We start from the raw sequence: 20,056 nt of genomic DNA, 5'->3' as shown, positions 1-20,056 counted from the left end.
AATGATTAGCGCTGTAAAAACACCACGTCATTCGCCACGATTGTCAGCTTCAGCTCAAGCCAATCTGCCAACCACTGAAAACTGGCTTCGGAATAAAAACAAATATGGGTGGGGTCATTTTTGTAATGCCATTTGGCAAACGCGGTCTTATCAATCACCCGTTTAGTCATTACCGCCATAAACCCGCCGGGTTTGAGCTGTTTTACCAGCGCTGGCAATAAGGTATGAGGCGCGGCGATATGCTCCAGTACTTCCGTCATCACAATAACATCGTATTGCTCGTTAAGCCGTTGTGGCGCATGATGATAATACAAATCGTAATTTGCCACCTCAAGCCCCTTCTCCGCCGCCATCTGGCTTAAAAAGGCCCCTTCTCCGCAACCAAAATCTAATCCCGTAAATTCAGACAAACCTTTACCGCGACTTTCCAGTTGCGCGACAACCGGCAGCAAGGTGCGATTTAAGAAACACCGATAGCCTTCATCCAAACGGGTATTATCATGTTTATCGTATTCGGCTTTTTCCAGCGCTTGGGACAAGATAAAGCCATCGGGTACGAATACCAGATCACAATTTTCGCACTGCAAATAAGGGCGCTTTTTATCTTCACAATAAAATCCGGTTTGTTGGCTGCGACACAAAGGACAAACATTGTTCGCTTTTACAGCATGAAGTTGAGATTCAGTCATTTTTGTACACAATTCGCCGGGCTTTTCCCTGTCAACGTTTGGCCTTGTTTGTTAGCATATCCTCCATTCAATCATTTCAAAAAAAATCGATGAAGTATATTTCTTTTAATATCAATGGTCTGCGTGCCAGACCCCATCAACTGGCCGCACTGGTAGAAAAGCACCAACCTGACGTGATTGGTTTGCAGGAAATCAAGGTGCACGATGATATGTTTCCCAAAGAAGAAGTGGAAGCATTGGGCTATCACGTTTATCACTTTGGCCAAAAGAGTCACTACGGTGTAGCACTAATGTGCAAACAAAAGCCACTGGAAGTGCAATACGGCTTCCCCACTGACGATGAAGATGCCCAGCGCCGCATGATTATGGTTACAGTATTGGACGAGCGCGGTGAAAAAATACGGGTATTAAACGGCTATTTCCCACAGGGTGAAAGCCAGGATCACGAAATCAAGTTTCCTGCTAAACGCAAGTTTTATGCAGATCTGATGAATTACCTGGGTGAGCATCACACGCCAGAAGAAAACATCGTGGTAATGGGCGATATCAATATCTCGCCGACGGATTTAGACATTGGCATCGGTGAGCCAAATCGCAAGCGCTGGTTAAAAACCGGTAAATGTAGCTTCTTACCAGAAGAGCGCGAATGGCTGGGCCGCTTAATGGACTGGGGTTTCCACGACAGTTTCCGCGAACTTAACCCGGAAGTAGATGATCAGTACAGCTGGTTTGACTATCGCTCCCGTGGTTTTGACGATAACCGTGGTCTGCGCATAGACGTGATCTTAGGCACCGCTTCCATGCAACCTAACCTGGTGGAATCGGGTATCGATTACGAGCTCAGAGGCATTGAAAAGCCTTCGGATCATGCGCCTATCTGGACGGTTTATAAGTAGTGTTCATCCTGAAACGGCCAAATTCGCCGCTAACTTTGTTGGGAGTGCTCAGGTATGTGTTATACATTGCGCCTCCCTGTCGCGTTAACGACGAATTTTTCTCGTTTCATCATTGAACAAAAGACTTTCTGAATGAGCTTTAAATAAAATGTTATTGCTATGAGTACTATCCAGGCTATTGCATTACTTGGCTACTTAGCCCTGCTGGTATATACGGTTAAAAACGTCAATATCAGCCGGCTGTTTTCAGAGCGCAGGTTGCAGCACTTTGTGTTTGGTGCTGCCGCCAGCTTGTTTATGCTGTGGTTCTTTCGCACCGGCATTTACGAAGGCTTAACGGTACACTTTCTCTGGCTTACCGCTTGTGTATTGCTGTTGGGATTGCGCTGGGCCATTTTAAGCTCCTCTCTCGCCCTGCTGGGCTTAACCATCGCCGGATTAGAACCCTGGAGTATGTTAGGCGTTAACGGGCTGTTAGGCGTGGTAGCACCATTGGCGCTAAGCTATGCCATCTACTCCCTATCCTTCCACCGCTTACCTAAGCACTTTTTTATCTATATTTTTGTTTGTGGTTTTTTCGCCGGACTTGCCAGCCTCACCTTAAAAATGGGCCTGCTGGGCGGTTACTACACCCTCACCGGAATACACGATTGGGATATAGTCCAAGACAACTACCTGATCTTAATCCCGCTACTGCTATTCCCCGAAGGCTTGCTCAATGGCATGACCATGACTTTGCTTATCATCTACAAACCCCACTGGGTATATACCTTCCACGATAAGTTTTACATTGATGGGAAGTGATGGGACTTCATTCGATATTTTGCTTACTTTCGAATAAATTCAACTAATTTTTTCATTTCGGAATCTAAATTAAAAGTAGAGCAATTATTTCTTGTAATCTTCTCAACCACAGCCTTGGCAATTGCGACCTTTTTATTGGAATAACTACCTGCAATGTTGTTAAGTTCAGTCGGTCCCAATTGAGTGTTATTTGGATACTTATAACACTTGGATATAGCCTCATCAAATGAATCAAACTTACCAAATTCAAAGCCTGACGCATCACTCGAGTGTAATTTAAGCTCTTTTCGATTCTCTCCTTTTCCAATAGAGTTTCGCTTAAATCCAGTATCAATTAGTACTTCAAATAGAGTTTCTTTACAAAGGTAATTCTCAACCTCTCTTCCTTCCGTCACCCATATTCCAAAATAATCACCTAGAGAAGAATCAACACCTTGAGACTTATTAGCAGCCGCATTGACTCTCTCAAGCATCGAGTTTAGGTATCCTTTAAAGGTTTCACTATTACGTTGTGATTGAGAGCAGCAGTCTGAATCAGCTATTAGGTATGCTTTTCTACTGGTACTCAGCATATTAATAAGCTCTTCGTCTAGATCCTCCAATGCTGTAAACGAGGCGAGATTGGTCCCCCCAAAATACAAAAACGAATAATCTTTTCCTTCTTTCAATTCACCGTTCGCAAAAATATGAATCCATTTATTTAAGTATATTCTATCACTAGGTCCTTCCACCCAAATTACTGTATTTGATTGCAGGATTTGTGAAGCTTTGACGCCTAAAGAGTCCAAAGTCTCATAATATTTAATGATGTTGTCATTTGGGGTAATATTACTTGCACCACTTGATGTTTTTAAAGTCCTGTATACAGCCCAATTCTCATTTATACAATCAATGAGCGATGGAGAGTGAGTCGTGATAAAGAAGCTATGGTTCGTCATCTCTTTTTCAAAAATACTAACAAGCTTAATTACGGCTTCTGGATGCAAGTTTGCTTCTGGCTCTTCTAAAAAAACGTTCAAATTCTTGTCTTTGTTGATCCAGAGATGTGATAGCAACATAACTATTTGAGACACCCCCGTACCTAACTGCTCTAGAGAAAAATGCAAATCTGATTCGAATTCAAAGCTTAAGTCTCGACCTACAATATCAATGTTAGTAACAGTTTCGGATAGTATCTCCGATAACCAAAGCTTCATCTTTTTTTTATATCCAGACCAATTTGACGGGGTAGCTTTATCACATCTTAACTCATCGAGTTCATCAATTATTTTGGCTCCATCAAAATAATGATTATCCAAATTCGTTGAATTCCGAGAATGGTGACGGATCGGGTCAACAAACACTAAAGAACTTAAAAATTTTTTCCAATAAAACTCATTATCGCCAAATCCCGATACGTCGGAGCTGGGATCAACCCAATCATTCATACGCAAATCAGGACGGATCAAGTTATCTTCATTGAAGAGTAACTGGTTGTTTATTTTAATTTTCAGAAAAGTCGAGCCTAACTGAATGTCATGGCAGCAATCTAAAACTACCTCATTATCTTCAGCTTTATAAAAAACCTTATCATTATTATTTGTTTCATTATCGCATGAAATTTTAATTTCACATTTTATCTCATGTTTTTCCCAAGCCCATGTCTGACTTTCATCGATATTTTCACTTACCATAATTGTTTTACCGACAGTCAAATGGTTATAAGCAACTCTTTTCAAATAATTAAAATATTTTGATAAATTCGATTTCCCCGAGTTGTTTGGCCCTATTATCAGGTTAATCTTTCTTAGGCCACTGATAGAAACTCCGTCCAAATCATATGAACGCCAACCACTGAGTTTAAAAGAATCGACTTTCATTCTGATTTATCCTGTTTATGCCAAGATTCAACCAACGCTTTTAGTGAGTAACTATCTGGTTTCCCTAGCTTCCATGATTTGTGATATCTCACATCATTGCTTCTTGGCATTGGATTCGGCACTTTAAACTGGACCTTTCTCGGCAGATTTATTGAGTCGCCGGAAACAAATGCTTCCCCATCTCTTAAACTCGGTAAAAAATCAACTTGACTCTCTAATGTATCTGGCAACAATCTCTTAATTTTATTCTGGTCAAGATCATTCGTAAGTCTCAATGAGATATATGTACCACATTGTGAAAGAACGGTTGTCGAAACATTTGAAGGCCTTTGGGTAACTACTGTTAAACCAATCCCATATTTCCTACCTTCTTTTGCGATCCTTTCAACCCTTTCTTTTGAAATATTATATTTCGAATCTTTTTCCTCAGGTATGTAGGCATGTGCTTCTTCCAATACCAAGTTGAGAGGTATATTCTCGGGATCCAAATCCCAATATTTAAAATCAAAGCAAAGTCTTGATATCACTCCAACACAAACAGCTCTCACTTCAGTAGGTAATCCGCTCAGATCTAGAATATTTAAATAACTTTCACTTTCGTCCAACCCCAATATGAATTTAAAGTAATCAACAATTGATAATTTGCTATCGATTTCTCGGTGTAGAAACGAATACCTTGTATCTTGTCGAACAGCTTGGAGTTTTAACAAAAGGCTTTCATAGGGTTTCTTGTTGGTTGTATTAGTTTGAGAATTTTTTTCATTTTCCAGCTCATCAACAAGAGCATCAACATTAAAGTAAACTGGTGTGTCAGCTGATACTACAATATTTAACAAGCCTTCCGATTTTGCTTCATCTTCTTTTAGTTTAGTTATAAGTCTCTTGATGATCGCTTTTTGATTAGAACCGGGTTCTAGATTGTAAACGCCGAAAAACTCTTCTAAATCTAAAAACCAATATGGAAGTGAAAACTTTGACCATGGGATTGAATTTGTTTTCTCCTTAAATAAAGCGCTTGGTGTATTTTCGTTGTACCCAAATGCAGACGGATATTCATCGTGAATATCAAAGAATAAAATTCGTGGACAATCATAACTTAACAGTATTGACTGCATTATAGATGCCACAGTACAACTTTTCCCACTTCCCGTTGTACCCAGTATTGCAACATGCCTGCCCATAAGCTTGTCTAGATTTAAATAAGTCTGATCATCATCACTATCGTCTGTTACACAAAAGTGCTCTTTATCTTCTCTAAGATCTATCCCAATCAAACAATTTAATTGGTCACTACTGAGAAAATAAGCCTCACAATTAATTGTAGGTAATCGTTTTGTACCTCTCCTAAATTTTCCATGTGTAGCACTACCAAGAATAGAGAGAGTCACTATCTTTCTTTCTTCTCTGACTATTTCAAGGCCATTGTCAGTTCTTATTGTTTTTTCAACCTCAGATATTTGCACCTTACTGATATTGCAGATGGTATCTCCGTGGGCCCCACCACAGTTGACATATGCACCTACTTCAGCGCAAAGTTTAATACCCCCACATTCACGTTCTAGAAAATTTGCATGCAAAATGATTGAACTTCCATCAACCTCTTTGATACTTCCGAAGTTTAAATCTTGGTGTCTTAGTGTAGTCATTTTTAACTTCCTTGTTTTCTTACAGTGGATGGGATTGTTTCAAGCGTCGAGGATAAAGCTTCAAATTTTCTATTAAAAATTGAAAATGGACTTTATATAAAATTTGACTCTTGCTATGTAGGCAATAGATAACAAAGTTACCGAATTTTGGCTAGATAAAAATAAATTTATTTACACCTTACTTGAGAGAGTTAACACCTATAAGCTTGAGGGGGCCCCATCAATGACTAAACATCTCAATTTGAAAAATACATGGCGTATTTCATTTGTTGGTGAAGGAATCTTATCATCAATATGTCATCTTTGACTTTTTTGTAGAAGATCATGTTTTTTTGCGAAGGAAACTGAAGATAATTTGCTTTTATTTACCAAAATCACGCAATTCGGTAAACATAGCAAGAGCCCCATGAAGGTGGACATGATAAGCCACCCAACACCGCTGCAATCAAAACGTACTATCTCCAAGAACCCGCCGCTTCTAAATACCCATTTCGATACAAATAACCTACGAATCAATAAAATCCAACACGGCCTGAACCTGCTGGGTTCTTCGTTCGATGAATATGCGCTTTATCTGATTGCGTAACCAAATTAATCCTTTATCGCTACTCTGGCGCTTGTGCCATAACATGGAAATTGATGAATGAGGAATATCCAGTGGTGGGTGGAAAACGGCAATCTCATTGTTATCTAGATGATTGTGAACAAGGTCTGTAGGTAAAATCGCAATAACATCCGTCTTTTTGATAATCGGAACGGCAGAGGAAAAACTGTTCACCGTAATGGCAATTCGCCGTGTGAGCCCGGATTGCTGTAACGTTTGGTCTACCGGACTGGAAATGTCGCCAGACAGTGAAATTAATAAGTGATCTGCTTTTGAAAAGGCTTCAATGGTCAACGGTTTATTTGTTAAAGGGTGACCTTTGCGCATAACACAGACATAGCTGGTATCGAACAGGTGTTCAGTGCAGATATTTTCCAGTGAACGATTGCCCTGCCCGATAACAAGATCAACATCAGCGGCGTCCAAAACCGGCTTAGTGCTGGCGATAGTGTAAGGGACAGCATGCAAATTAAGTCCGGGGGCTTCATCCTCAAATAGTTTTCTTAAGTCTGGCCAAAGGGCATCAAGCGCGATGTCTGGTAGAGCAACTCTGAAGGTCCGCTGCGCACTGCCCTCTTCAAACTCCTCCGGTTCGATAGCTTGATTAATATTGCGTAAGGAGTCTCGTACCTTATCCCAAAAGTTATTGGCATAAGACGTTGGCTGTATTTTACGGCCATCAGGAACAAACAGTTGGTCTTTCCACAAAACTCTCATTCGGGACACGGCATTGGAAACAGCAGGTTGTGTCATTGCTAATCGTTCAGCAGCCAGGGTAATTGACTTTTCTGTCATGATGACATCAAAGATAACTAATAATTTTAATTCTTGAGTGCGCATAACAAACCTCCTTAATCACCGCTCCAATTCATCACAAAAATTTATAAATGAACAGTTATTTTTGCGAATTCATCATATTTTGAAATGAATGGGATGCAATTTTAAAATTATATTTTCTTCCTATGCCTCCTTAATATCAGCAGCACAATCAAATACAGTGAACGAGTGGAAACATGAAACAACTGATCCCGTTGATGGTTATCTGCTGTTGGTGCAGTGCTGCATTAGCGCACAATCACGATGCCGACAAAGGTTTTGATATCAAGATCACCGACCTTGGCAGTCACATTTATGAATTGCGAACAGACCGCTCTGGCAATGTTGCTGTGTTAGTGGGTGAAGATGGCGTGTTCATGGTTGATACACAGATGGAGCACCTGGTGGAGCTTATCGATGACACTCAAAAAACGCTGTCGGGCAACCGAGATGTCAATCTCATCCTCAATACCCACTTTCATCGCGATCACGTCAGAGGCAATGCTTACTTTAAACAGCGTGGCGCCGTTATCATGGCGCATCCCAATGTTCGTGGCTATCTTAAGAATCCAACAGCACTCAAAATGTTGGGGCGTGAGGCCCCGATGTTTACGCCCGATTATTACCCAACGATTGACGTTTCAGATGACACGACTATCAATATGAATGGTCAGTCTATTGGGCTTTATCACGCGCCAAACGCCCATACTAATAGCGATCTCTTTGTGGTATTCAAAGAGGCCAATGTGATACATGCTGGAGACCTGCTGTTTAATCGCCGTTTCCCATTTATTGATATTGATAATGGCGGCTCAGTAGCAGGTTATATTGCAGGTATTGAAAAAATAATCAGCGTCTCGGATCACAACACAAAAATCATCGCCGGGCATGGTCCGATAGCAAACTTGCAAGACCTGAAAGCCACTATCGCCATGCTTAGCGAGACCCACAAGATAATTCAGGGCCTGGTAGAGCAAGGCTTGGCTTTAACAACAATCAAGGCACTTAAGCCATTAGAGAGCTATACAAAAACATGGAGTTGGCAGTTTATCAACACGGATTTGATGGTAACCACTCATTACTACGATATTACAGGGAAGCTTGAATAATATTTGCTGTATGTTAATACGCCATTTTTAAACAAATGACGGCCAATTATTGAATAGAAAGTAAGAGATAATTTATGAAATTAAGCCGAATTAGCAAACACTACATAGGTGCCATATTCATTTTATTGGCTGCAAATAGCTTTGCCACACAAGATATGATTGTTGCCAAGGATGGCAAGGCTGAAGATTACTTTGGTTACAGCGCTGCGATTGATGGAAATACCCTTCTGGTTGGCGCTTATAAAGCCGATATCAACCAGATTATGGATGCAGGGGCTGCTTATGTTTATGTTTTGAATGACAACGCCTGGCATCAGCAAGCTAAACTAGTGGCTGCCCCCTTCTTTGCCGAGGATACCACTGGCGGCAACGTCGCGTTAAACAATGATATTGCTGTGTTAGGTGTGATAGGAAGAGATGATAAAGGCAAAGACGCGGGCGCGGTAATCGTATTTGAACGCCATGGTGATAGTTGGCAACAGACGCAAATAATCACCGCACCAGATGCCAAACCGGGTGATGCCTTTGGTCAGAGTATTTCCCTTACAGAGAACCACCTGGTGATTGGGGCGCCGCGAAGCGACGCAATGGGCGAGAACTCTGGCGCAGCTTACATTTACAAACGAGAGAGCGATGCATGGCAGTATCAAACCAAAATCAAAGCCAGTGATGGTGCTGCGGGAGATCTATTTGGTATAAGCATTGCCATAGATGGCGAGACCATTGTGGTGGGTGCAGATTTGCACGATGAAAAAGCAGAAAACGCAGGCGCTGTGTATGTTTATGTCCTTGACCATGACAACAAATGGATACAAGAAGCCAAGCTGATAGCAGACGATGCTGGAGATACCGATATATTTGGTGTTCGGGTCGCCATTTCGGGCAATGTCGCGTTAGTGTCGGCACGAAGAGATGACGTCGAAGGGATTGGTATAGATGCGGGTTCCGCCTATATTTTTGAGCGAAATGGCAGAAAATGGACACAAAAAGTAAAACTCACATCACCCGACGGCCAAGCTGACGACAGGTTTGGACGCGGCGTCGCATTAAGCGGTGATAAGGCAATCATCAGCGCCATGAATCATGATGCAAAAGGCATAGATACCGGGGCGGTTTATGTTTATGAAAAAGTATCAGGCAACTGGCAATTCACTTCAAAAATTACAGCTAATAAGAGCTTTGCCAATGATAGATTTGGATGGAATATTGGTTTATCAGGCAATAAGGCGGTGATAGTTTCCCCAAACCATGATGCAAAAGGCGAGAATTCAGGTGCTGTTTTTGTAAAACAATTAAAAAGCGCTACCCAAAAACAATGATTTGCATTCGGTCATTTACGCATTTCCTCTGATTGCGATACCTTTAACGAAGCCATTTGTCATTCCCGACAATGGGTATTTAATGAACACAATGGCAGATATTGTCGCAGATTGTCGATAAGCTGGTGCTGTGCCCTGCCCTCATTTCATAGTGATGCTTTGCAAACATCCAACAGCGCTCTAAAACCATTCAATTCGCCTCCCTTACTATTCCTGGCGTGGTTCATGCTATGTCTAAGGGAAATAACAGACTATCCAAATAAAAGGAGTGATGACGTGATAGTGTCTCAAGCGGATTACGAGCGCTGGCAGAATATGTCTGCAGCGAGAAATGGGTCTCAGAGTCAATCCACTGAATCTTCCAGTGAACCTGGAATAGGTGGATTAAATGGCTCTTCAAGCAGGCAAACTGCCGCCGCTACCATACCATCTGATGCGGAAGATTCGGCAAATCTTGCCGCCGAGGAACAACCCAAAAGCTTTCTGGAAGAGGCCTTTGAGCGTTTAACCCTAGCGCGTTTGGGTATTGATCAGGAAAAGATGGATGAGCTGAAAGAGGAAATTGAAAAAACCGAAACGGCCATCGATGCCTTAAGCGAACAAAAACCTCATACCCCTGCGCAAAAAGAAGAGTTAAATGTGCTCAAAGATAAGTTAGAACAACTAAAGGAAGCACTAGAGGAACTGGTAAAAGAAGCCAACGAGCGCGCCAGTAAAGAAGACGCCACCGGGACTAAAAGCAACGAAAATTCCATAAAACAATATCAATCGATATTTTCTCTAAGTTAGCCGGGTTTATGAATTGACGTTACAAAGTCAATAACCAGGCGAAATTAGTTCAGTCACTGTCTTACAGTAGTATTACTCTGAATATTAGGGGTATTCCTATTAATAACGTGCTTTCCATTTTTGTATGGCATCATTGACTTGCTCAATAAAAATTTTATTGCGGCTATTGTCATGACACACAAATGCTTCGCGTGCAGCGTAAATTGGTGTGTATTTTTGAAAATGCGGCATCGGGAACTTCAAATTTTCGGCAGCACCTTGAATATCAGCGAGATAACTAATTACAGCATCTACACGTTTAAGATTTAAGAATTGCAGAACAGTGGCGTCATCGTCTAACTCAATATAATTGGCTGACAATGATCGGCGAATTCCACCATAAGTAAAGCCACGACGAATGGCTATTTTTGAATTTGCATTGAGTTCATCACGCCTTTGCTCTTCCAGGGTAAAGAGGTAAGCATAGGCTACTTCAAGTGGGCTACTTTCCAGCAGAAGCTGCTTATTCGGCATGGTTTCTGTACTGGCGGGGAAAATGCAGTTCAGGTAGTTCTTAGGAAATTCAATGGCGACTCTGGCTGGCGGCATAAAAACTACCTCAATATTATCCAAAGTCGACAGAAAACGGTTATAGGTACCTTCCGGGGCCGGTGGTTGTGTGAGCATGTTTGCAATTTCTGAAACAACAACAGTATAGCGCTCATTTGTTTGCGCTAAAGGTGCAGAAGTGAAGGCAAATAGCACTATCCCAAACATTTCGTATTTCACGAAATCAATTCCTCCGGCTTCGGTAAACCCAAGACAACTGGTTATTTGTTATTTAGTAGCCGATTCAAAAAGGCTCAAAGTAAATCAAAAGGGTCAGGTAAATAAAATATTGGCACAATAAAAACAAAAAACCGCTCATTTGAGCGGTTTTTCTTTTTAAAAATCCAACAAATTTCTAAAGGATCAAATTCAGTACATCGGCAATATCCGATTTACCCTCGCGGATTTCTTCTTTAGTGAGGCCAGATAACTCATGGGGGAATACCAACCACTCGTCGGTTTCATGTACGTAGTAATCCGGGGTGATATTAGTTTTGTTGTTCTTGGGTTTGTACCAAGGCGTTGCAATGCGAATGTCTTTTGGCGTGTTTAAGCGCATCAGTTTTTTAGTTTGCTCAATTAGGGCAGCAATACTGCGGCCTGAGTCAAACACATCATCCACGATCAACAAACCGTCGTCGGCATTGGCGTTTTCTACAAGGTATTGCAAACCATGTACCTTGATGGTTTTAGACTGTTGATTAATTCCGTAATAAGAAGAAGTGCGCACGGCAATGTGGTCGGTGTGCACTTTTTTGTAATCAAAAAACTCTTGCACCGCGATCCCGACCGGTGTGCCACCACGCCAGATACCAATGATAAATTGCGGCCTGAAGCCATCTTTGTAGACGTCCGCCGCAAGACGGAACGAATCTTCCAGCAACGACTGTGCTGTAATAAAGTGTTTGTTCATTTAGGGGTCCGAATCGACTTTATTAAATCGTAAAAAAGTATTGCTTAAGGGTAATGCTAAAGTCTCATACTGTCGAGTTTACGCAGCATAAACGGCCTTTTTTTAACCAAATAGTCAATTTAGGGTGGCGCTAAAACAGTTGGCGAGTAAACACCTTGTCCAGCTCGTCGAATGCAGTTTTCAGCAGCTGTGCCAGTTCTTTGTAGCGCGGACGTGACTTCGCCGACTGCAACTGACAGCCTTGCTGACGCATTTTGCTGTGAATTTCCTGATACCAGCTGCGGATCGCTGGCGGTAAGTTTTGCTTAGAACGATGTCCAAGCCACATCAAACCTTGTAGGGGTAAGCTGATAAAAAAGGCGGCGATAGCGATGGCTTGTGGTGCATACTCAGCACCGTGAATATTGATCAATGATGCAGCAGCGACAACGGCAGCAGGTGGCATGACTTTGATGGCAAATTCCGTTGCCACCACAATTTTACCGTCGGGGAACAGTGAAAACAGCTGTTTCTGCCTTGGCCAGACCTTCATGTAATCCTGACCATCTCGGAGAACGGCTCCGATACCTTGCGCCATGGAAACTACCTCTTTACCATTTATTTAACGACACATTTACTTTAATAGTGACGCTTAAAAAAAACTCAATACATCACTAATACTAACTTTATATCGGTATTCCTGCCAAAAATTATTAATCACTTTATCTGATTGCTTGTAACGATTTTTGTCATTTGCGGAATATCTGAGAAGTTTTAAACTCCATGCAACAAATGTTGCATCGAATTAAGCACCGCCTCTTGATTTGCTCTGATTCAACCCAACATCGACTCAAAATATCCAGATCGCCGTACAAAATATCAAAACGGCTATCCGTTAATTCCAGGAGAATAAAATGTCAGAAGCCAGACATGTAAAACTGTTGATTTTGGGCTCAGGCCCTGCGGGCTATACTGCCGCCGTTTATGCTGCCAGAGCCAACCTGAACCCGGTACTGATCACCGGCATCCAGCAAGGTGGCCAGCTTACCACCACCACTGAAGTGGAAAACTGGCCTGGCGATCCAGAAGGTCTGCAAGGCCCGGATTTGATGGTGAGAATGCAGAAACACGCTGAAAAGTTCGACACTGAAATCATCTTTGATCACATCAATAAAGCTGACTTAACACAGCGTCCTTTCCGTCTGAGAGGTGATGTGGGTGAATACACCTGTGATGCATTAATTATTTGTACTGGTGCTTCTGCCAAGTATCTGGGTATGGAAAGTGAGCAAGCTTTCATGGGTAAAGGTGTGTCGGCTTGTGCCACTTGCGACGGTTTCTTTTACAAGAACCAGAAAGTGGCGGTAATTGGCGGTGGTAACACCGCGGTTGAAGAAGCGCTATATCTTTCTAACATTTGTTCAGAAGTGCACGTTATCCACCGCAGAGACACTTTCCGTGCGGAAAAAATCTTAACACAGCGCCTGTTGGATAAAGCAGAAAACGGTAACGTTACTCTACACCTGAACAAAACCCTGGACGAAGTACTAGGCAATGACATGGGTGTAACGGGCGTGCGCATCAAAGATACGCAATCTGATGCCACTGAAGAGCTAGATATCATGGGTTTATTCGTGGCTATTGGCCATCAGCCCAACACCAGCTTGTTCGAAGGCCAGTTAAATATGGAAAACGGCTATTTGAAAGTGAACAGTGGATTAGAGGGCAACGCTACACAAACCAGTATCCCGGGCGTATTCGCTGCTGGTGATGTAAGTGACCACATTTATCGCCAGGCTATCACCTCTGCAGGCACTGGCTGTATGGCGGCTCTGGATGCTGAGAAGTATCTGGATGCGCTAAACGATTAATTCTATAAGGTTGTGGCGTTTCGAATTCGAAATGCCACAATTATCCCAATACCCACTTCCCGCCCCGTAACAAATAACTGGAATTTTTTAACCTTATTGAATTATCCTTAAATCATCTTTAGATAGGTGAAAGGTTAATTTTCCATGATTGAATTTACACCCGAGACACTCCAGGCAATTTCAACCTTCTTTCAATACGGTGTACCAGGTATCGCTGCTATTTGGCTATTTATGTGTTATTCGGTAATAACCGGTACACAAAATAAAATCGAAAAAGCGACGACGCTACCAGCAGACAAAAAGACACCATACATCAGAACACAACTCATATTGGCTGGCACCTTTATTGCTGTTTCTGCAGCCCTATTTGTCCCAAGTGTTTTCTATATCTATTTCAGTCCTTCAAGCAAAATTGCGATAGTAGTACGGCCCTATCACCCGGAGGAAACGCCTGTCTATGTAAGTAATGAACGTGCCACGTTAGACGATACAGGAAGAGGTTCAATTTTCTTGTCCAATAATGCCCTATTGGAGTTTGAAAATAATACCGTGGGAAAACAAAAAAATATCATCCAGCAACAAAGTTTTGAAATCAGTAATTTAAAAAGAGATCTGGTCCTTGAGAAAGCCAAGGACAACACTCAATTTGGAGGCTTTTAAGCATGTTGCGTTTATTATCTGCACTTTTAGTTATTTCCGCTCCAACGTTCGCCCTACAAGAAATGGCCCCTGAAACCACGCAAGAGGAACCAAGTCGTTCATACAACTATTACTTTCAAAATGCCAAAGAGGCATATATGAACAAGCGGTACGATGAAGCAACCCGCCTTATTCAGCAGTCCATCACCGAAAGTAGCTCACCAACACAAAAACTTGATTCACTCAATGCCGCTGGCTGGATCGCCTTTTCAAAAGGAGACTATCAACAATCCAGACAATTGTACCTTGACGCAGCCAGCGTCGAGAATGTTCCTGAATTATACCCAACACTAGAGAAACTAAACCACAACAGAGCCATTCTTGAATATGTCGTAGGCAACATCAGCGCCGCTAAAAGTTTATTTAATCAGAGCGTGATTGCCAGTACAGATGTCAGTCAGTCTTTCATGCGTTCTATTGCCAATGATGAGCTCAAAGCACAGGCTAACAAACATGTGCAGGAAGGTGTTGCTCATCGCTTTAATAAAAACTTTGAGCAGGCAATCATTGAATATGACAAAGCATTAGCGCTTATGCCAGACAATGCCGAAGCGCTGGAATACAAAGGCTATGCGATGCTTAAAACTAATCAGCTTGAAGAAAGTTTAATGACTTTGCAAAGAGCTTTTGAAGTGGATCCGCTCAGATTAAATACGCTAATCAATTTGTTCAAAGTACATTGTCAGCTAGGTAACCTGGAGGCCACCGTCAGTATTGCACAACAGAACGGTGCAATTCTCAGTATTAACCGCAAAAATCTGGCCAACGACAAAGAACTACAAGCTTTATGTGGAGAGAATTTAAACACCATTTTAAACGTACTGTAATTTCTCTTCACTTTGTCCCCGGATCACAGGCCTCCGTTCTTGAGGCCTGTGCATTTGTAGCATAAAATCATAAGAAATAACCTATCGCTGACCACCAGGTCATAACCCGAGAAAATACCGAGAAATGAGCATCCAGCTATTTCGTCTCGACGACGCAGTTAACTTCCCTCCGCCGGAATTGGCACTTGAGGAGCCCAATGGGCTGTTGGCTTTTGGTGGCGATCTGTCTGTAGAACGGCTGTTGCGCGCTTATGAAAATGGCATATTCCCCTGGTTTAGCGAAGGAGAACCCCTACTCTGGTGGTCACCCGATCCCCGTGGCATTCTTTATCTGGAGGACTACCAGGTATCTAAAAGCTTTCGCAAATTTCTGAAAAAACACCCTTATCGCGTTACCAAGAACAAAGCATTTGCCGATGTCATCAAAGTGTGTGCATCCATTCCTCGGGATGACAAAGGCACCTGGATTACCGAAGACATGCAGCAAGCTTATGTGCGCTTGCACCATGCGGGGTTTGCCCACTCAATCGAAGTTTGGGAAGGCAGCGAACTGGTAGGCGGCCTGTATGGCATTGGTATTGGAAACGTGTTCTGTGGCGAATCCATGTTCCACAAACGCAGTAATGCCTCAAAACTGGCGTTTTATCATCTGGTACAGTACATGAAGCACTTCGGCTGTCGCTTTATCGACTGTCAAATGCAAACCGATCATTTAAGCTCACTAGGTGCGGTTTCAATTTCCCGTAAAGATTTTCTTGCTCAGTTGCGAAATGAAATTACCCGAGACTACCCCAAAGGACTGTGGCGACAGGATCTGGATGTCTGTAATTCAGTACTCGCTGCGGTGGGCTGATGAAATTTGGCATCACCGGCACCTTTGAATGTAGTTATCTGCCTGACGAAAAGGAACGTTTATTGGTATTTGCGGGCTATCAAGACCCTGATCTAAAAGCCCAATATGAAGTGATGTTGGCCCATGGCTTCCGCCGCAGTGGCGAACAGATCTACCGTCCCAACTGTCCCGCGTGTAGTGCCTGTCAGTCTATCCGTGTCCCGGTGATCAAATTTAAACCCAGTCGCAGTCAGAAACGGGTATTAGCTCGCAACAAAAACGTTCAGGTACAAATCAGCCGGGAACACAAAGACGCCTATTACCAGCTGTATGAGCAATACATCAATAAACGCCACAGTGATGGCTCCATGTATCCCGCTAACAAAGATCAGTATTTTCAGTTTTTGTTTAGCAGCTGGTCACATCCACTGTTTTTCGAATTTTATGAAGATGGCCAATTGATCATGGTGGCCGTTACGGATGAATTCGATGGCGCACTGTCGGCGCTGTATACTTTTTTTCACCCTGACTTCGCACATCGCTCGCTGGGTACGTTTGCGATTTTGACCCAAATTGATAAGGCCTACCAATGGCAAAAGGTTTATGTGTATCTGGGATATCAAATCGATGATTGTCAGAAAATGAACTATAAGTCCAAATTTTTACCTCATGAGCGCCATTTCAAGGACGGATGGCAACTAATAAGCAAATAATTTGCTCTCAGCCCTTTACAGTCGAACACTATTTGGGCAAAATCCACGCCGCATTTGCGTAATACCAATAAATTGTTACAAGTGACAGCTAAATAATCACAGCATCACTGATTGGTACCAGTATTTTTATCTGAGGTTAGATTTTTATAGATGGCAAAAGAAGATTGTATCGAAATGGAAGGTACCATTCTGGAAACCCTTCCCAACACTATGTTCCGTGTAGAACTTGAAAATGGTCACGTTGTAACTGCGCACATCTCTGGCAAGATGCGTAAAAACTACATCCGTATTTTAACGGGTGACAAGGTTACTGTTGAAATGACGCCTTATGATTTGACAAAAGGCCGCATCATTTACCGCGCCAGATAATCTTCGTTATTACAGGGCTATTCCCTGACAAGATTTTGTCCTGCAACACGGACAAATAAAAAAGGTGCGTAACGCACCTTTTTTATTGTCTGAGAATCTACACCAATTAATGTTCGGCTTTACTATTCTTTTTCACTTTCTCGTAAGTGAAGTTGAGCTTATCGGCTTTGATGCCTATCTTGGCAACCCCACCATCCACTAAGTCACCGAACAACAACTCGTTGGCAAGCTGTTTCTTCACATCTTCCTGCATCACACGAGCCATCGGTCTGGCACCCATCGCTTTGTCGTAGCCTTTATCAGCCAACCACTTGCGAGCAGCCTGCGACACTTCCAGCGAAACGCCTTTGGAATCCAGCTGCGCTTGCAGTTCAACAATAAACTTGTCGACAACTTGCAGAATAACTTCTTCATCGAGGTGGTTAAACCACACTGTTGCATCCAGACGATTGCGAAATTCAGGCGAGAAAGTGCGATTGATTTCCGACATGGCATCGTGGCTGTGATCTTGCTGCTGGAAGCCTATCGACTTGCGCGTAGTTTCCTGAACACCAGCATTGGTGGTCATTACCAATACCACATTGCGGAAATCCACCTTACGGCCGTTATTGTCAGTTAATGTACCGTGATCCATTACCTGCAATAGAATGTTATAGATATCGCTATGGGCTTTTTCAATTTCGTCCAGCAATACCACAGAGTATGGGTTTTTAATCACGGCGTCGGTTAACAAACCACCTTGATCAAAGCCCACATAACCCGGAGGTGCACCAATTAATCGGCTCACAGCGTGACGCTCCATGTACTCCGACATATCAAAACGCACAAGCTCAACGCCCATGACATTGCTCAATTGCTGAGTCACTTCGGTTTTACCCACACCAGTTGGACCGGCAAACAAGAAGCAACCGATGGGCTTTTTCTCATTGCCCAAACCACTACGTGATAAGCGTATGGCGTCTGTAAGGGTATCAATGGCTTTGTCCTGACCAAACACCACCATCTTAAGGTTGCGCCCCAGGTTTTTGAGTACATCCTTGTCAGAGGCCGATACGGACTTCTCAGGGATACGGGCAATCTTGGAAATGATATGCTCGATATCCGGCACACCAATGGTTTTCTTGCGTCTGGAGGCGGGTAATAAGCGCTGGCTGGCGCCCGCTTCATCAATAACGTCTATCGCCTTATCTGGCAAATGGCGCTCGTTGATGTACTTAGCAGATAACTCTGCGGCCGCCTGCAAGGCTTTGTTGGTGTAGCGAATACTGTGGTGTTTCTCGTAGCGAGATTTCAACCCCATCAATATCTTAGTGGTATCAGAGACGCTCGGCTCGGTTATATCAATTTTCTGGAATCGACGTGCCAGCGCTCTGTCTTTTTCGAAAATGCCTTGGTATTCCTGATAAGTGGTCGAACCCACACAGCGCAATTCACCACTGGACAGTTTCGGTTTTAACAAGTTAGAAGCGTCCATTACACCGCCTGACGCCGCACCAGCACCGATAATGGTATGGATTTCATCGATAAACAGAATGGCATCCGGGTCTTGCTGCAGTTCTTTCAAAATGCCTTTCAGGCGCTTCTCAAAATCACCACGGTATTTGGTTCCGGCTAACAAGCCGCCTAAATCTAAAGAGTAGATGGTGGCTGAGGCAATGACATCCGGTACGTTTTCTTCGACGATCCTGAAGGCCAAACCTTCAGCGATAGCGGTTTTACCCACTCCGGCCTCACCCACTAATAGCGGGTTATTTTTACGACGACGACACAACACCTGAATGGTTCGTTCTACTTCGTGATCACGTCCGATAAGCGGATCAATTTTGCCCTCTTTGGCCAGAGCATTCAGATTAGAGGAATATTTAGACAGTAGCGATTGGTTCTCTTCGCCCTCGCCGCCCTCTTCTCCGTCTTCTGATTCATTATTGTTGGCTTCATCTTCGTTGCGGCTAATGCCATGAGAAATAAAGTTAACCACATCAAGACGCGTAACATCGGCTTTCTTCAGAATGTACACCGCCTGGGATTCTTGCTCGCTGAAGATAGCTACAAGAACATTCGCCCCTGTGACCTCTTCTTTACCGGAAGATTGCACGTGAAAAACGGCGCGCTGTAAAACTCTTTGAAAACCCAGTGTAGGCTGAGTTTCTCTCTCAACACCTTCCTCGTCCAGAATAATAGGCGTGGTTTCTTTTACAAAGGTAGTGAGTTCGGCTCGAATAGCTTCAATGTCGGCGCCACAGGCATTGAGTGCTTCTTTCGCGGAAGGATTATCAAGCAGCGCCAGCAGCAGGTGCTCCACCGTCATAAACTCATGTTTATGCTCTCTGGCAAAGATAAACGCTTCATTCAGGGTTCTTTCTAGATCTTTATTTAACATGCATTCCCCTTATACAACTACGCCTGTTCCATTGAACAAAGCAATGGATGCTGATGCTTACGCGCATACTGATTGACTTGCATCACTTTAGTTTCGGCGACATCAGCGGTGTAAATACCGCACACTGCCTTACCTCGGTAGTGCACAGTCAACATAATCTGGTTGGCTTTTTCAGCATCCAGATTGAAAAATTGCATCAGGACTTCCACCACAAAGTCCATCGGTGTGTAATCATCGTTGTTCAGCATCACCTTGAACATCGGGGGCGGCTGAACCTTCTTTTTCACCGCTTCCAGTTGTTTCTCGTGACCTGAATTAATAATGTCCTGCTTACTCATAACTATAGAATAGACT

General features: G+C 43.0%; 20 protein-coding genes. 11 read left to right on the top strand and 9 right to left on the bottom strand.

From position 1 onward, the window contains the following. Window positions 1-5: 5 nt before the first annotated feature. Window positions 6-689, bottom strand: a complete 684-nt coding sequence (locus AABA75_RS08660; protein ID WP_338292215.1) for a class I SAM-dependent methyltransferase — start codon at window positions 687-689, stop codon at window positions 6-8. Between the two features lie 89 nt (window positions 690-778). On the opposite strand from AABA75_RS08660, the gene xthA reads away from it, so the two are divergent. Then, on the top strand, window positions 779-1,585 hold the full coding sequence (gene xthA, locus AABA75_RS08655; protein ID WP_338292214.1) for an exodeoxyribonuclease III: 807 nt from the start codon (window positions 779-781) through the stop codon (window positions 1,583-1,585). Between the two features lie 159 nt (window positions 1,586-1,744). Then, window positions 1,745-2,389 carry an energy-coupling factor ABC transporter permease gene (locus tag AABA75_RS08650; RefSeq protein WP_338292213.1) on the top strand — a complete coding sequence of 215 codons (645 nt, stop codon included), beginning with the start codon at window positions 1,745-1,747 and terminating at the stop codon, window positions 2,387-2,389. Window positions 2,390-2,412: 23 nt separating this feature from the next. Here the strand turns inward: AABA75_RS08650 and AABA75_RS08645 are convergent, their stop codons facing one another. From AABA75_RS08645 to AABA75_RS08635, 3 genes are all read right to left on the bottom strand, one after another. Further along, window positions 2,413-4,248: an ATP-dependent nuclease gene (locus AABA75_RS08645; RefSeq protein WP_338292212.1), complete on the bottom strand. Its 1,836-nt coding sequence runs from the start codon at window positions 4,246-4,248 to the stop codon at window positions 2,413-2,415. Then, on the bottom strand, window positions 4,245-5,894 hold the full coding sequence (locus AABA75_RS08640) for an ATP-binding protein (RefSeq protein ID WP_338292211.1): 1,650 nt from the start codon (window positions 5,892-5,894) through the stop codon (window positions 4,245-4,247). The genes AABA75_RS08645 and AABA75_RS08640 overlap by 4 nt, the downstream gene beginning before the upstream one ends. Window positions 5,895-6,399: 505 nt before the next feature. Then, on the bottom strand, window positions 6,400-7,338 hold the full coding sequence (locus AABA75_RS08635; protein ID WP_338292210.1) for a LysR family transcriptional regulator: 939 nt from the start codon (window positions 7,336-7,338) through the stop codon (window positions 6,400-6,402). A 173-nt stretch (window positions 7,339-7,511) separates the two neighbouring features. Here AABA75_RS08635 and AABA75_RS08630 point away from each other — a divergent pair, with 173 nt between their 5' ends. The 3 genes from AABA75_RS08630 (at window position 7,512) to AABA75_RS08620 (ending at window position 10,531) form a co-directional block, all read left to right on the top strand. Beyond that, on the top strand, window positions 7,512-8,423 hold the full coding sequence (locus tag AABA75_RS08630; protein ID WP_338292209.1) for an MBL fold metallo-hydrolase: 912 nt from the start codon (window positions 7,512-7,514) through the stop codon (window positions 8,421-8,423). Window positions 8,424-8,497: 74 nt separating this feature from the next. Further along, a complete protein-coding gene (locus tag AABA75_RS08625; protein WP_338292208.1) occupies window positions 8,498-9,742 on the top strand; it encodes an FG-GAP repeat protein in 1,245 nt (414 codons plus the stop codon). Window positions 9,743-10,018: 276 nt separating this feature from the next. Then, window positions 10,019-10,531, top strand: coding sequence for a hypothetical protein (locus AABA75_RS08620; protein WP_338292207.1), 513 nt, complete (start codon window positions 10,019-10,021; stop codon window positions 10,529-10,531). Window positions 10,532-10,630: 99 nt separating this feature from the next. Here AABA75_RS08620 and AABA75_RS08615 read toward each other — a convergent pair whose 3' ends face one another. The 3 genes from AABA75_RS08615 to yfbV form a co-directional block, all read right to left on the bottom strand. Then, entirely contained in the window at window positions 10,631-11,299 is a 669-nt protein-coding gene (locus AABA75_RS08615) for a hypothetical protein (RefSeq protein ID WP_338292206.1), read from the bottom strand. A gap of 175 nt (window positions 11,300-11,474) precedes the next feature. Then, window positions 11,475-12,032 (bottom strand): phosphoribosyltransferase, encoded by a 558-nt coding sequence (locus AABA75_RS08610; RefSeq protein ID WP_338292205.1) that lies wholly within the window; start codon window positions 12,030-12,032, stop codon window positions 11,475-11,477. Window positions 12,033-12,162: 130 nt separating this feature from the next. Continuing rightward, window positions 12,163-12,609 (bottom strand): terminus macrodomain insulation protein YfbV, encoded by a 447-nt coding sequence (gene yfbV / locus AABA75_RS08605; RefSeq protein WP_338292204.1) that lies wholly within the window; start codon window positions 12,607-12,609, stop codon window positions 12,163-12,165. A 316-nt stretch (window positions 12,610-12,925) separates the two neighbouring features. On the opposite strand from yfbV, the gene trxB reads away from it, so the two are divergent. The 6 genes from trxB to infA all read left to right on the top strand — a co-directional run bounded on the left by trxB (window position 12,926) and on the right by infA (window position 17,322). Next, the gene (trxB, locus tag AABA75_RS08600) at window positions 12,926-13,882 is read left to right on the top strand and encodes a thioredoxin-disulfide reductase (RefSeq protein ID WP_338292203.1); all 957 of its coding nucleotides are present in this window, start codon (window positions 12,926-12,928) and stop codon (window positions 13,880-13,882) included. A gap of 144 nt (window positions 13,883-14,026) precedes the next feature. Next, window positions 14,027-14,542 carry a hypothetical protein gene (locus tag AABA75_RS08595; protein WP_338292202.1) on the top strand — a complete coding sequence of 172 codons (516 nt, stop codon included), beginning with the start codon at window positions 14,027-14,029 and terminating at the stop codon, window positions 14,540-14,542. 2 nt (window positions 14,543-14,544) lie between these two features. After that, window positions 14,545-15,408 carry a tetratricopeptide repeat protein gene (locus AABA75_RS08590; protein ID WP_338292201.1) on the top strand — a complete coding sequence of 288 codons (864 nt, stop codon included), beginning with the start codon at window positions 14,545-14,547 and terminating at the stop codon, window positions 15,406-15,408. Between the two features lie 124 nt (window positions 15,409-15,532). Next, window positions 15,533-16,261 carry a leucyl/phenylalanyl-tRNA--protein transferase gene (gene aat, locus AABA75_RS08585; protein WP_338292200.1) on the top strand — a complete coding sequence of 243 codons (729 nt, stop codon included), beginning with the start codon at window positions 15,533-15,535 and terminating at the stop codon, window positions 16,259-16,261. Next, a complete protein-coding gene (locus AABA75_RS08580; RefSeq protein ID WP_338292199.1) occupies window positions 16,261-16,953 on the top strand; it encodes an arginyltransferase in 693 nt (230 codons plus the stop codon). The genes aat and AABA75_RS08580 overlap by 1 nt, the downstream gene beginning before the upstream one ends. A 150-nt stretch (window positions 16,954-17,103) precedes the next feature. Beyond that, window positions 17,104-17,322, top strand: a complete 219-nt coding sequence (infA, locus tag AABA75_RS08575; protein ID WP_338292198.1) for a translation initiation factor IF-1 — start codon at window positions 17,104-17,106, stop codon at window positions 17,320-17,322. Between the two features lie 106 nt (window positions 17,323-17,428). On the opposite strand, the gene clpA is transcribed toward infA, so the two are convergent. Both clpA and clpS read right to left on the bottom strand, forming a co-directional pair. Beyond that, window positions 17,429-19,702, bottom strand: a complete 2,274-nt coding sequence (gene clpA / locus AABA75_RS08570) for an ATP-dependent Clp protease ATP-binding subunit ClpA (protein ID WP_338292197.1) — start codon at window positions 19,700-19,702, stop codon at window positions 17,429-17,431. Window positions 19,703-19,719: 17 nt separating this feature from the next. Next, window positions 19,720-20,040 (bottom strand): ATP-dependent Clp protease adapter ClpS, encoded by a 321-nt coding sequence (gene clpS / locus AABA75_RS08565; protein WP_338292196.1) that lies wholly within the window; start codon window positions 20,038-20,040, stop codon window positions 19,720-19,722. Between the last annotated feature and the right edge of the window lie 16 nt (window positions 20,041-20,056).

The organism is Planctobacterium marinum (assembly GCF_036322805.1).
GTDB lineage: Bacteria > Pseudomonadota > Gammaproteobacteria > Enterobacterales > Alteromonadaceae > Planctobacterium > Planctobacterium marinum_A.
The sequence above is the reverse complement of the archived record's forward strand: the minus strand, read 5'-3'. Positions and strand labels throughout refer to the sequence as shown.

What these genes read in the sequence shown, in the direction of transcription:
- AABA75_RS08660 (WP_338292215.1), bottom strand. Translation starts at nt 689, where the DNA reads ATGACTGAATCTCAACTTCATGCTGTAAAAGCGAACAATGTTTGTCCT.
- xthA (WP_338292214.1), top strand. Translation starts at nt 779, where the DNA reads ATGAAGTATATTTCTTTTAATATCAATGGTCTGCGTGCCAGACCCCAT.
- AABA75_RS08650 (WP_338292213.1), top strand. Translation starts at nt 1,745, where the DNA reads ATGAGTACTATCCAGGCTATTGCATTACTTGGCTACTTAGCCCTGCTG.
- AABA75_RS08645 (WP_338292212.1), bottom strand. Translation starts at nt 4,248, where the DNA reads ATGAAAGTCGATTCTTTTAAACTCAGTGGTTGGCGTTCATATGATTTG.
- AABA75_RS08640 (WP_338292211.1), bottom strand. Translation starts at nt 5,894, where the DNA reads ATGACTACACTAAGACACCAAGATTTAAACTTCGGAAGTATCAAAGAG.
- AABA75_RS08635 (WP_338292210.1), bottom strand. Translation starts at nt 7,338, where the DNA reads ATGCGCACTCAAGAATTAAAATTATTAGTTATCTTTGATGTCATCATG.
- AABA75_RS08630 (WP_338292209.1), top strand. Translation starts at nt 7,512, where the DNA reads ATGAAACAACTGATCCCGTTGATGGTTATCTGCTGTTGGTGCAGTGCT.
- AABA75_RS08625 (WP_338292208.1), top strand. Translation starts at nt 8,498, where the DNA reads ATGAAATTAAGCCGAATTAGCAAACACTACATAGGTGCCATATTCATT.
- AABA75_RS08610 (WP_338292205.1), bottom strand. Translation starts at nt 12,032, where the DNA reads ATGAACAAACACTTTATTACAGCACAGTCGTTGCTGGAAGATTCGTTC.
- yfbV (WP_338292204.1), bottom strand. Translation starts at nt 12,609, where the DNA reads ATGGCGCAAGGTATCGGAGCCGTTCTCCGAGATGGTCAGGATTACATG.
- trxB (WP_338292203.1), top strand. Translation starts at nt 12,926, where the DNA reads ATGTCAGAAGCCAGACATGTAAAACTGTTGATTTTGGGCTCAGGCCCT.
- AABA75_RS08595 (WP_338292202.1), top strand. Translation starts at nt 14,027, where the DNA reads ATGATTGAATTTACACCCGAGACACTCCAGGCAATTTCAACCTTCTTT.
- AABA75_RS08590 (WP_338292201.1), top strand. Translation starts at nt 14,545, where the DNA reads ATGTTGCGTTTATTATCTGCACTTTTAGTTATTTCCGCTCCAACGTTC.
- aat (WP_338292200.1), top strand. Translation starts at nt 15,533, where the DNA reads ATGAGCATCCAGCTATTTCGTCTCGACGACGCAGTTAACTTCCCTCCG.
- AABA75_RS08580 (WP_338292199.1), top strand. Translation starts at nt 16,261, where the DNA reads ATGAAATTTGGCATCACCGGCACCTTTGAATGTAGTTATCTGCCTGAC.
- infA (WP_338292198.1), top strand. Translation starts at nt 17,104, where the DNA reads ATGGCAAAAGAAGATTGTATCGAAATGGAAGGTACCATTCTGGAAACC.
- clpA (WP_338292197.1), bottom strand. Translation starts at nt 19,702, where the DNA reads ATGTTAAATAAAGATCTAGAAAGAACCCTGAATGAAGCGTTTATCTTT.
- clpS (WP_338292196.1), bottom strand. Translation starts at nt 20,040, where the DNA reads ATGAGTAAGCAGGACATTATTAATTCAGGTCACGAGAAACAACTGGAA.